Raw genomic sequence first — 11,211 nt, 5'->3', positions numbered from 1 at the left:
TTTTTCTCTTGGCCTTAACTGAGTCGCGTGGCAGAATGCCGCCTTACCTTCTTAGAACTTGTTTAGTTAAAGGACTCAACATGAAATTTCGCCTCGCTGCTGTTGGCGCTGCAATGTTCGCTGCTCTTCCTGCTCAAGCCGATCTACTCGGTTTAACTCTGGCTAGCCATATCGCTCAAACCAATACTGACCCAAAAGCTTCTTCGGCTTGGCAAGGTGATTTAGAGTTGCGTTTTAAGCATCCTATTCCGCTTATTCCTAATGTAGCTGTTGGCGCAAACAAGCGTAAGCAAGGTGATGCAGCTGATGGCTCTAGCTACCAAGGTGAGTTGTACTACAACCTATTTGATACAGCTGGTCTTTACCTAGATTTAGGTGCAGGTTACGAGCGTTGGGATAGTGCTAACGCTGCTTTAGCTGGCTCTGACAATGGCGAGCAAGTATACGCAGTAGGGCGTGTTGCATGGCGTTTTCCAGGTTCGGGTCTTGGTTTAGAGAGTGATTTGAAAGTGTCACTTACCGATGAAGATTACAAAGCTAACCGTTTTCGTGCTGGGGTAAACTATGAACTGTTTGACCTAGTAGCTAGCACCATTGATATCTCTGCGGGTTACCAGTACGAAGATATCGCTACCCGTAGCTACAGCACCAGCGATAGCGGTGCTTACTTAGGCTTAGCCGTTAACTTCTGATAGTTAGTGGTTTTGGCAGCTTGTTGCAAACAACAGGCTGCCATTGCTACAAAACCCAAGCCTGCACTTAGGCTCACTAGACTAAAGATCCCCTGCTGCTGATTGACTTGCCAAGCATAAGCTCCTAAAAACGGCGCACTCGCGCTGGCGAGTAAATAGGGCACTGCTAACAACCCCGATATCGCTCCAAAACTCTCTTTACCTAATAGCTGCTTAGTTAATACTGGCCGCAAAATACTGGTTACCCCATAGGCACTGCCTTGCAATACAACAAATAGCCAAATGACTTGTTGGCTAGTGCTAAGCCGCCACAACAAACTTGCTGCCACCAGTAAACTGCCAAAACACAGCATGGTTATCACGGTGTTTGAAAGCCGCTTATCTACGCTCATCATGGCAATGCGCCCAACCACTTGCATAGGGCCTATCATTGCCATTACTAACACCGCATCGTTAGGCGTAAAGTTGATAGCGTGCATGCTGGGCAGTAAAAAGTTAACCAGTACTGTGTGGTTAAGTGCGCTAAGTGAAAAAGCCATGGCGATAAGCCAAAAGATCGCGCTTTTAAGCGAATGGCTCACCCCTTTTGAAGGCGTAGAAGTAAGGCGAGTTTTAGCTTGAGACAACAAAGATCTTTGTGCACCTTGTATCAGCTTGGCGCAGCTAAACAAAAGTGGTGTTGCAATAAATATAACGATTAAGGCCAAACTTACGGAGGTGGCGCGCCAGCCCACTAAGCCAACTAAATAATGACAAAGGGGAAAGCTTACTGTGCCGGCAAATCCAGCATATAAGGTGACCTTAGTAATTGCCGATTTAGCATCGCTGCCACGATAGCGAGTAAGAAAGGCAAAACAAGGCTCGTATAAGCAACCGGCACTGGCACAACCCAGCATTAACCACGCACCATAGAATTGCCATAAGTGTTCAACCTGGCTTACAGCCAACAGGGCTAAACCGCCTAACAATGCACTAAGGCTTAGCACCTGCGGGCCAAAGCCCTTGTCGATTAAACGGCCGATAAACGGAGAGCAAAGCGCCGAGGCTACCAGCGCGATGGTAAAGGCTAAAGACACATCAGCAATAGACCAGCTAAGTTGCAGATGCCAAGTGAGCAGCATCGCCGGAAAGCTATAGTAAAGGCTTGCCCACAGCAGAGTTTGGGCAATCGCCATTCCATGTGTAGCTAAGCGAACTCGCAATAAATTTGCGGCCACTAAGCACCTTCGCTAATGGTCTGCTTTTCATAGTGCTCAAGAAAACTTATGCAGTCTTCTTGGAACAAGGGCAGGGCTTCGGCCAGTTTGTCGTGTGACCAATTCCACCAAGCGAGTTTTTCTAAGCGCTCTCCGGTATCGGCTTTATCAAAGCGTGGTCTTAATACCTTGGCAGGATTGCCTACCACAATGTGCCAAGCAGGCACGTCTTTGGTAACGATGCTGCCAGAGCCAACAATTGCCCCATTGCCAATATTTACCCCTGGCATAATGATCGCGCCGTGGCCTATCCAAACATCGTGGCCGATGCTGACTTTGTTGTCTGCTCGCCAATCAAATACTTGCTCATCTACCTTGGCGGCCATGCCGTACTTTTGTGGGCGATAGCTAAAGTGATGCAAGCTAGGGCGCCACCACGGATGGTTGCTGGGGTTAATTCGTACGCTAGAAGCAATTGAGACAAATCTACCCACCGTGCATAGGGCGATATCGACATCATTTTGCGCGTAGCTGTAGTCACCAAATTGCACGTTATCTAACAAGCAACGTTCGCCAATTTCGGTCCAGCTGCCTAGCTCGGAGCTAGTCACTTTACTGCTATTCGCAATACTGGGCTGGGAGTTTAAGTTTGCACCGGGATCTACAATAGCCATGGTTATTCCTTTACTTTTATAGGCTTAGGCATAGTTCGTCATGCCCAACCAGCACATTGCTGGGTAAGCACTTGGGGTATTGCATTAGGTATTCATCTAAGTCGTGGCCAATGTGAGTGAGTACCCACGTGCTGTCGGGTAGAGCATGTGCAAGTTCAAGTACGTCGTTAAGGTTGTTGTGATTACTTGAGCTGTGCAGTGGCGAAGTGCTGCAATCAATCACTACGTATTTGGGTGGCCGACGCAGTAATTGCTGCCAGCTTTTGTCGGGAATGCCTAGCGTATCGGTGAGGTAGGTGATACGACCTTTTTCGCTGCTAAACAAATAGCCTAAGGTGGGCTTAGAGTGATTTAAAGCCAGCGGGGTAACGCTTATGTTTGCTAGCTGAAAAGTCTGCATGGCAGCTAACGCTGGCTGAAAATCGAGAATGCCGGGGTGCTTAAATAAATCATCACAGCCCAGTGGGTCATCGGGATGATAAACCGGAATGGCCTCGCATAGCCCCCAGCGTAATTCAAACAAGGCTTGAACATGATCCATGTGAAAGTGAGTCAGCAAAATGGCATCAATGCTTCCTGCCGGAAAACGTGTTTGTAACTGCGGGTGGCTGGCATCGATAAGGATTTGCTGGCCATTAACTTCAAGCATTGCAGAACACAGTAATCTCGCTTTACTTGGGTCTAAAATTGCTCGCTGGCAGGCTGGGCAATCGCATCCGTAAACTGGGCAGCCTCTAACATTACCGGTGCCAAGTAGGCTTAGTTTCATTGGATATATAACTCTGTGGTTTGTGCTTCAATGTATTTGAGCAGTTTGCTCACGGTGCTGTCTAGATTGCGATTATTGTCTAAGCGCCAACAATCTTCTGGTAGAGATGCTTGATATTGCTCGCTGCGGCGCAGCCGTGCTGCGATATCGTGTTCAGACTCACGCCCGCGCTTGCGTAGGCGCTCGGCCAGTACTTGCGGTTCAACATCAAGGGCGATAACCCGTAAGCGCTCGCCAAACAATTCTTCAGCCAAAGGAATTTGCTGGCGAGAGCCGTTAAACAGCACCGAGAAGCCCATGCTTAACCAGGTGTTTACTTCGTTACCTACTGCGTAGTTGCAGCCATTGGCTTGCCAATCCATGGCAAATAGACCGCTGTGTTTGCGGTGGGTAAATTCGGGCACACTCAGGGCAATGTGATTTTCACCGCTGTCATCAACTGCGCGAGTGATATAGCGGTGAGCAATCAACAAGTTACTGTCGGCTTCTAACTGGCTGCGCAAACTGTTTATGATGCTGTCTTTGCCAGAGCCTGAAGGACCCACCAAGTAAAACAACTTGGCTTCGCCGCTTAGTTCGCTGGCAGTTAGCGTAGTCATCAAAATACTCGCTCTCCCTCGCGCCATACTTGCAGCACTTGCAAGCGCTCGTCGTTGGGTTTGGCCAGCACTAGGTCGGCTCGCTTGCCTTCACAAATGCTGCCACGGTCGTCCATGCCTAAGGTATGAGCTGGAGTTAGGCTTACCATGTTGATGGCTTGGCAAAGATCGTAGTGATTGTCGTCCATGTTCGCCACCATATAGGCTGCATCTAATAAACTTGCTGGGTAATAATCAGAAGACAAAATATCCAATACCCCTTCGCGAGCAAGCTCGGCCGCGGCTACGTTGCCAGAGTGCGAGCCACCGCGCACAATGTTTGGCCCGCCCATCATCACTTGTAAGCCGGCATCGTGTGAGGCCTTGGCCGCCGCCACGGTGGTAGGGAATTCGGCCACTGCGCAGCCTAAAGCTGCTGATTCTAGCGCATGCTCTACCGTTGCATCGTCATGGCTGGCAAGCGCGATACCACGCTCACGCGCTGAGGCGGCAATGTGTTTGCGGTTAGCGTCTGACCATTGCTCAGATGCCGCCGTTTGCTCGGCTTCAAAGCTGGCCATTTCCTGATCGTTTAAGCCATATTTGCCCATGTAGTAGGTGCGGTATTTTTCGCTATCGACAAACTGGCGTTGGCCAGGTGTGTGATCCATTAACGACACCATGGCAACAGGCCCTTGCTCAACCAAGATTTCGAAAATGTTGGCAGTGTCGGCATTAGGCAGTTCACAGCGCAGGTGCAGCATGTGCTCGGCGCGGTTAACCCCGCGTTGTTGGCTATTCACAATGGTGTGCAACATGCGCTCTAAGTTAGCCAAGCGGGTGCCGTGGTCGTTTATGTAACCCAGCGCAATGGCATCTAGCACCGTGGTAATACCGCTCGAGATCATTAAGGCATCATGGCTGGCCATGGCCGAACCGCTAGGCCAACTCACCTTGGGCCGAGGGGTAAAAAACTTCTCGAGGTTGTCGGTGTGTAGTTCAATTAAGCCGGGTAATAGGTAGGCACCGTCGCCATTAATGGCGCTGCTGTGTTGGCTTAAGGTATCGCTGAGCGCCACTATTCGGCCTTCGCGTACTTCTAATGAACCTTTAACAACTTCATGCTCTAACACCATGTTTACATTAGTAATAATCATTGTCTTATCCTGCTATTGGGGTCGCGGCTTGCATGTTGTGTAAACGGTCTGCGACCAGTTCTCGAACCCATACATCGTGAAAAATACCCACAATGGCGGCACCGCGCTGCTTGGCGGCTAGGATCAATTCAACCACTTGCTGGGCATTGTGTTTGTCGAGAGAAGCGGTGGGTTCGTCTAATAATAAAATCGGGTAATCGAGGGCAAATCCGCGGGCAATGTTTACCCGCTGCTGTTCGCCACCAGAAAAGGTGGCTGGCGCTAAGCCCCATAGTCGCTCTGGCACATTTAAGTGCTGCAATAGCGATTGCGCTTTAGGCTTTGCTTGGGCTTCGCTAATGCCATTTTCTAGCATTGGCTGCATAACAATGTCTAAGGCCGATAAACGCGGAATAACTCTTAAAAATTGGCTGACCCAGCCAATGGTATCGCGGCGTAGCGCAATAATTTCTCGAGCGGGAGCGCTGGCCAAATCGAGCCATTGCTCGCCTTGGCGAATCAGTAACTCACCGTGATCGATTTGGTAGTTACCATAAAGCGAGCGTAACAGGCTTGATTTACCCGAGCCCGAGCTGCCGTTTAGCACTAAGCATTCGCCGGCAAAAATCTCTAAATTTTGCTGGCGTAGTACCGGTAATCGCGCAGCCCCTTGGTTGTGTAATACAAAGGTTTTGTCGATGTTTTTAGCAATCATGACGGGATGCATGATGACTCCTTGTAAGCTAGGCGATTATTGTTGAAGAACCGATGAAACCAGCAATTGGGTATAGGGATGACGCGGGTCATCTAGCACCCTATCGGTTAATCCGCTTTCTACCACTTGGCCTTGTTTCATCACCATAATTCGGTGCGCCAGCAACCTTGCTACTGCAAGATCGTGAGTAACAATAACCACCGCGAGTTGCAGTTCGGTGACTAAATTGCGAATTAAATCTAATAGGCGCGCTTGCACCGATACGTCTAAACCGCCGGTGGGTTCGTCCATAAACACCAACTTGGGATGCGTGACTAAGTTGCGGGCAATTTGTAGGCGCTGCTGCATGCCGCCAGAAAATGTAAGCGGCATATCGTCGATGCGGCTTGGGTCTATTTCCACCGCTTTAAGCCAAGTTAGCGCTTGTTCGCGAATTTGCTGGTAGTTACGCCAGCCATTTTCCATTAGCCGCTCACCAATATTGCCGCCAGCCGATACTCTTGGGCGCAGCCCATCCATGGGGTGTTGATGCACAATGCCGAAGTTAGCTCTAATTAAGCTGCGGCGTTCGGCTTCGCTAATCTGATAAAGCGCGGCGGTTTTTCCGTCTTCTAAGCTGTAATTCACGCTGCCGCTTTGCGGGGCTAAGCGGCCAGATAAGGTTTTTAGCAGAGTGGTTTTGCCAGAGCCTGATTCGCCAACAATGGCCAATACTTCTCCTGGGTAAAGGCTTAAATCAACACCTTCAAAACCCTTGCCGGGCGCATATAACATGCTGAGGTCTTGTGCCTCTAATAAGGCTTGGTCTGCCTGACTAAAGGTAACAGGCTTGCTTGGCGCAACTTGGCTAGCGAGATTAGTCATGATTAGCTCCTGCTTGCTGCTTCTGGCAGTAATCGGTGTCTGAGCAAATGAACATGCGTTGCCCTTGGTCGTCGATAAGCACTTCATCGAGGAAGGTGTTGTGACTGCCGCATAGGGCGCAAGGCTCGTCCCATTGCTGAATGCTGAAAGGGTGATCTTCAAAATCGAGGCTGTGTACATCAGTGTAGGGCGGAATGCAGTAAATGCGTTTTTCTCGGCCAGCACCAAAAATCATCAAGGCTTCAGACTGGTGTAATTTGGGGTTATCAAACTTAGGGATCGGTGAAGGATCCATTAAGTAACGCCCATGTACTTTCACCGGATAGGCGTAGCTGGTGGCAATGTATCCGTACTTTACGATGTCTTCGTAGAGCTTAACTTGCATCGAACCGTACTCTTCCAAAGCGTGCATTTTCTTGGTCTCGGTTTCGCGTGGTTCAATAAAGCGTAAGGGCTCGGGAATAGGCACTTGAAACACCAAAATTTGCTCATTGCTTAATGCTTGCTCGGGAATGCGGTGGCGAGTTTGAATCACACTGGCCTGCTCCGTTTGCTCGGTGGTGGCGATGTCACACACCTTGCTAAAAAAGTGGCGAATAGATACGGCGTTGGTGGTGTCGTCGGCGCCTTGGTCAATCACTTTGAGTACATCTTGCTGACCAAGAATCGAGGCACTGAGCATAATGCCGCCGGTTCCCCAACCATAGGGCATGGGCATTTCGCGGCCACCAAAAGGAACTTGATAACCCGGAATGGCGACGCCCTTTAAGATGGCGCGACGAATCATCCGTTTGGTTTGCTCATCTAAATAGGCAAAGTTGTACTGTTGGTTGGCGTCATCAATGGCAGCAGTTTGTTGGCTAAAGCTCGTCATGCTTGGCTCCTGTCTGGCGCATTTTGCGCAGCAGTTCTAGTTCCGATTGGAAATCAACGTAGTGAGGTAATTTAAGATGAGAAACAAAGCCTGCTGCCTCCACATTGTCGGCGTGGGCCAGCACAAACTCCTCATCTTGAGCGGGGCTGGCAACGGGCTCGTTATAGCGCTCGGTTTGCAAAGAGCGGTCGAGTAGCGCAACCGCCATGGCTTTTCGCTCGCTAAAGCCAAAGGCAAGGCCGTAGCCACGAGTAAAGTGGGCGTCTTTATCCTCTGGGCTAACAAAGCCATTAACCATTTCACACTCGGTGAGGGTAATGCTGCCTATTTCGACCTTAAAACCGAGTTCGTCGGGGCAAATCTCTAGGGCCACTTCACCGCTGCGGATTTCGCCAGCAAAGGGGTGATTACGTCCGTAACCTCGTTGGGTGGAGTAGGCCAGCGATAGCAAAAAGCCTTCGTCGCCGCGGCTAAGCTGCTGCAACCTCGCAGCCCGAGAGCAAGGGTAGCTAATGGCTTGTTGAGTAATATCGGCAGGCTCTTCACCGCTATCTTGTTCGGGCTGGGCTAAGCCCTGTTGCTCAAGCAATGAAAAGACTTTGCTAAAGGCTTGGCAATTGGGCTGGCTCTCGGTCGCATCGGTTTTATCTGCCAATGAATCAGACGCCGCTGCCGTTTGCTCATCGGCTTGCTGTTCTGCCAGTAGGTTGAAATCTAACAGGCGATGGCTGTAGTCATAAGTTGGGCCTAGTTGCTGCCCGCCGGGTAAGTCTTTGTAGGTGGCTGAGATGCGTCTTTGCACTTGCATCTTATTGGTATCAAAGGGTTCGCAAGTGGCTAACAGCGGCAGTGTGGTGCGATAAGCGCGCAACAAGAATATTGCTTCTATTTGGTCGCCACTGGCTTGTTTAATGGCTAAAGCCGCTAATTGGCGGTCATAAATACCCCCTTCGGTCATCACGCGTTCAACGGCTAAGCTGAGCTGCTGGCTGATTTGCTCAACACTTAACTCGGCAATCTCGCGATCTCCGCGGCGACGCTCCGCTTGCAGTTTATGTGCTGCGGCAATGGCTTTTTCACCGCCTTTTACTGCTACATACATTAGATTAACTCCAGCTTAGAAGTGCGGCTAATTGCCAGCAGGGATTGTTGATGACAGAACATGAAATCAATGCCCAGGGGGTAGCGGTGGCAAGGTTTTAGCAGGTAGTTGATGATGCTGTCACTCAGCTCGCCTAGTTGAATTTCTCGTGGCTGTTTTACCCCAGGGCCTGATAGACGAAAGCGCGGCCCTTGGTTAAAACCTGTACTTTGCACTATTAGGCTTAAGCTATGTTCTGGGCTTTCATCACTGCCGGCTTTTAGCTGCCTAAAGTTGAGGTTTTCGCTGGCGCTAACTACCGCAAAATCGGCTTGATTAAGCGTCGCTGCCATTACACCGTTATGAAAACTTAGGTTGTGCCAAGCCTGTTCAATGTTGCTGGTGGTCGAGTCACCCAGTGCTGGGCTTAAATACACTGTGGTTTGTTGGTCACATAAGCTCATTATTACTTGGCTGGCGGCTGCATTTAGCGGTGCGAAGCCTTGGTGTTTATCGAGCTCAACTTGGTGGCCCGGTTCACTTAGGGCTTTAAGAATTTGTCGAAAACAATGCTGGGCGTTATGTACGCTGTGGCTAAAGCCAGTTTCAATTTGTTGCATTAGTCTTCTCCTCGAACCACGGTGAAGAAATCTACTTTCGATTCGGCGGCGCGCGTAGCTTGCTGCTGTTTAGCTTGTTGCTGTAACTCTGCCAAGGGCTGAATCACAGCTTCTTGCAGGCTATGCGCGTATTCGGCTTGTTGCATCAGCGCGTCGATTAATGCGCTGAGCAAGGCATGTTGTTTGGCGCGGCCACGCAGGTAGCCGTAACCTAAGGTGCCATTGTTAAGGCGCACGGCTGCGCGAGTGATGGTGGTATCGGCGAAGTTGAAGCGCTCGCCACTGCCACCTATGCGGCCTTGTAGTTTGGCTAGGCCAATTTCGGGCTGGCGAATAATCTCGCATTCAGGGTCTAGACCCAGTTGTTGCCAGCGACGCGATAGTTCTTGATAGGAGGCATTGGCTAAGATGCTCATCCATTGCTGACGCTGGGCGATATCTGCTGATGAACTGGAGTTTTGGGTACTCATAGAGGATGCTCCAAGCTGAGCTCTACTAGCTCGGCTCTAATGTGGGAGATAGAAAATTCAAAGGGTTGCTGTGCTTGATCGACGTTAATGGTTTGCAGAGTGAGCAAGGGGTGGCTGCCATCTATTTGCAGGCAGGCACAATCTTCTTGGTTGGCCAGTTGCGCCCCCACTACCGTGTGTTGGCGGCGTAACTCCACCTGACAATGCTGCTTAAGAAAGCTATGTAAGGAGCCTTGTTGATATTGGCTTAAGTGCTTTTCATGCTCGCCTAAACGCAGGTGGTGAAACACAATGCTAATCGGCATTTGGTCGATGAAACGCAAGGTTTTAAGCTGCAAAACCGGGCTGGCAACGGCGATGCCTAAGCCATTGGCGACCTGTTGATTGGCGTTAGTTTGGCTAAAACTTAGTACCCGGCTATTAGGTTTGGCGCCTGCATTAAGTAAGTTATCGGTAAACTTAGAGCCAGAGTGCAGCGGGTAACGCACCGGCTTGCTGAGCACCATTACGCCCTTGCCTTGTTGGCGTAATAGCCAGCCTTTTAGCACTAACTCGTCAATCGCTCGGCGTAAGGTGTGGCGATTTACCTTGTAGCGCTCGGCAAGGCGCTGCTCTGGCGGCAAGTATTGGCCTGCTTGGTAAGCATGGCTAATTTCTTTCTCTAGGCTTAGGGCTATTTCTTGATAACGCGGCATAGTGAACTCGACTAAATAAACAGTTTTCTGACTCGCTGCGAGGCGAAATCTAGTAGGCTTACGGTGGCAACAATAATGATCATCACTGCGCAGGTTTGGGGGAACATAAAGCCGCGAATACTTTCCCAGAGAATAACGCCAATACCGCCAGCACCCACCATGCCAACTACCGTGGCCGAGCGAACATTGGACTCAAATCGATACAATGAGAATGAGATCCACAAGGGCAATACCTGAGGGATAACCCCGTAAACAATTTCTTCAAGTTTGTTAGCACCGGTGGCGCGTACGCCTTCAACTTGGCCTGGGTCGATGGCTTCTACTGCTTCTGAGAACAACTTGGCTAATACCCCAGTGGTGTGAATGAACAAGGCCATTACCCCAGCAAAAGGACCTAAACCCACGGTAACCACAAACAGCATGGCAAATACCATTTCGTTAATCGCGCGAGCGGCATCCATAAGGCGGCGCATCGGTTGATAAACCCAAGCCGGAACCATGTTTTCGGCACACATTAAACCGAAAGGAACAGACAAAAAAATCGAGAAAATCGTGCCCCAAATGGCAATGTGCAGAGTGACAAGCATTTCTTCGAGGTAGTAATTTATGTCAGTAAAATCTGGTGGAAAGAAATCACTGGCTAGCTCAGCCATGTTGCCAGCATCGTTATAGATCTTCATTGGGGCAATTTCTGCGCCTTGCCAGCTCCAAGTTAAACCGGCGATGGCGATGGCCCAAAATAGTAAGCTTAACCATGAAGGCTTACTGTTTGGGTTAAGAATGGCTGCTTCGGTATTCATTTCAGTTCTCAATATGTCTAGATAAGTTGCCTTGAAAAAAGCTGGGC

The 11,211-nt window shown here is 49.9% G+C and carries 14 protein-coding genes; 1 reads left to right on the top strand and 13 read right to left on the bottom strand.

Going from position 1 to position 11,211, the window contains the following annotated elements; all coding sequences use genetic code 11:
• Positions 1–80 precede the first annotated feature (80 nt).
• Positions 81–692 carry a hypothetical protein gene (locus tag G6R11_RS08075; RefSeq protein WP_163132569.1) on the top strand — a complete coding sequence of 204 codons (612 nt, stop codon included), beginning with the start codon at positions 81–83 and terminating at the stop codon, positions 690–692.
• Here G6R11_RS08075 and G6R11_RS08070 read toward each other — a convergent pair.
• From G6R11_RS08070 to phnE, 13 genes are read right to left on the bottom strand one after another with little or no spacing between them, the layout of a single operon-like run.
• Positions 665–1,909 (bottom strand): MFS transporter, encoded by a 1,245-nt coding sequence (locus G6R11_RS08070; protein ID WP_163132568.1) that lies wholly within the window; start codon positions 1,907–1,909, stop codon positions 665–667. The two genes, G6R11_RS08075 and G6R11_RS08070, sit on opposite strands and share 28 nt — an antisense overlap.
• Entirely contained in the window at positions 1,909–2,562 is a 654-nt protein-coding gene (locus G6R11_RS08065; protein ID WP_163132567.1) for a DapH/DapD/GlmU-related protein, read from the bottom strand. The genes G6R11_RS08070 and G6R11_RS08065 overlap by 1 nt, the downstream gene beginning before the upstream one ends.
• Positions 2,563–2,578: 16 nt before the next feature.
• A complete protein-coding gene (gene phnP / locus G6R11_RS08060) occupies positions 2,579–3,331 on the bottom strand; it encodes a phosphonate metabolism protein PhnP (protein ID WP_163132566.1) in 753 nt (250 codons plus the stop codon).
• Entirely contained in the window at positions 3,328–3,930 is a 603-nt protein-coding gene (phnN, locus tag G6R11_RS08055; RefSeq protein ID WP_163132565.1) for a ribose 1,5-bisphosphokinase, read from the bottom strand. The genes phnP and phnN overlap by 4 nt, the downstream gene beginning before the upstream one ends.
• The gene (phnM, locus tag G6R11_RS08050; RefSeq protein WP_163132564.1) at positions 3,930–5,066 is read right to left on the bottom strand and encodes an alpha-D-ribose 1-methylphosphonate 5-triphosphate diphosphatase; all 1,137 of its coding nucleotides are present in this window, start codon (positions 5,064–5,066) and stop codon (positions 3,930–3,932) included. Before phnM ends, phnN begins: the two co-directional genes overlap by 1 nt.
• A 4-nt stretch (positions 5,067–5,070) precedes the next feature.
• On the bottom strand, positions 5,071–5,772 hold the full coding sequence (gene phnL, locus G6R11_RS08045; RefSeq protein ID WP_163132563.1) for a phosphonate C-P lyase system protein PhnL: 702 nt from the start codon (positions 5,770–5,772) through the stop codon (positions 5,071–5,073).
• 24 nt (positions 5,773–5,796) lie between these two features.
• Positions 5,797–6,624 carry a phosphonate C-P lyase system protein PhnK gene (gene phnK / locus G6R11_RS08040; protein ID WP_163132562.1) on the bottom strand — a complete coding sequence of 276 codons (828 nt, stop codon included), beginning with the start codon at positions 6,622–6,624 and terminating at the stop codon, positions 5,797–5,799.
• Positions 6,617–7,498, bottom strand: a complete 882-nt coding sequence (locus G6R11_RS08035) for an alpha-D-ribose 1-methylphosphonate 5-phosphate C-P-lyase PhnJ (RefSeq protein WP_163132561.1) — start codon at positions 7,496–7,498, stop codon at positions 6,617–6,619. The genes phnK and G6R11_RS08035 overlap by 8 nt, the downstream gene beginning before the upstream one ends.
• Positions 7,485–8,600: a carbon-phosphorus lyase complex subunit PhnI gene (locus tag G6R11_RS08030; RefSeq protein WP_163132560.1), complete on the bottom strand. Its 1,116-nt coding sequence runs from the start codon at positions 8,598–8,600 to the stop codon at positions 7,485–7,487. Before G6R11_RS08030 ends, G6R11_RS08035 begins: the two co-directional genes overlap by 14 nt.
• Positions 8,600–9,199, bottom strand: coding sequence for a phosphonate C-P lyase system protein PhnH (gene phnH, locus G6R11_RS08025; RefSeq protein WP_163132559.1), 600 nt, complete (start codon positions 9,197–9,199; stop codon positions 8,600–8,602). The genes G6R11_RS08030 and phnH overlap by 1 nt, the downstream gene beginning before the upstream one ends.
• The gene (gene phnG, locus G6R11_RS08020; protein ID WP_163132558.1) at positions 9,199–9,669 is read right to left on the bottom strand and encodes a phosphonate C-P lyase system protein PhnG; all 471 of its coding nucleotides are present in this window, start codon (positions 9,667–9,669) and stop codon (positions 9,199–9,201) included. Before phnG ends, phnH begins: the two co-directional genes overlap by 1 nt.
• Complete coding sequence (gene phnF, locus G6R11_RS08015) at positions 9,666–10,364, bottom strand: phosphonate metabolism transcriptional regulator PhnF (RefSeq protein WP_163132557.1); 699 nt, start codon at positions 10,362–10,364, stop codon at positions 9,666–9,668. The genes phnG and phnF overlap by 4 nt, the downstream gene beginning before the upstream one ends.
• A gap of 11 nt (positions 10,365–10,375) precedes the next feature.
• Positions 10,376–11,164 (bottom strand): phosphonate ABC transporter, permease protein PhnE, encoded by a 789-nt coding sequence (phnE, locus tag G6R11_RS08010; protein ID WP_163132556.1) that lies wholly within the window; start codon positions 11,162–11,164, stop codon positions 10,376–10,378.
• Between the last annotated feature and the right edge of the window lie 47 nt (positions 11,165–11,211).

This window comes from Agarivorans sp. Alg241-V36 (genome assembly GCF_900537085.1).
GTDB lineage: Bacteria > Pseudomonadota > Gammaproteobacteria > Enterobacterales > Celerinatantimonadaceae > Agarivorans.
The sequence above is the reverse complement of the archived record's forward strand: the minus strand, read 5'-3'. Positions and strand labels throughout refer to the sequence as shown.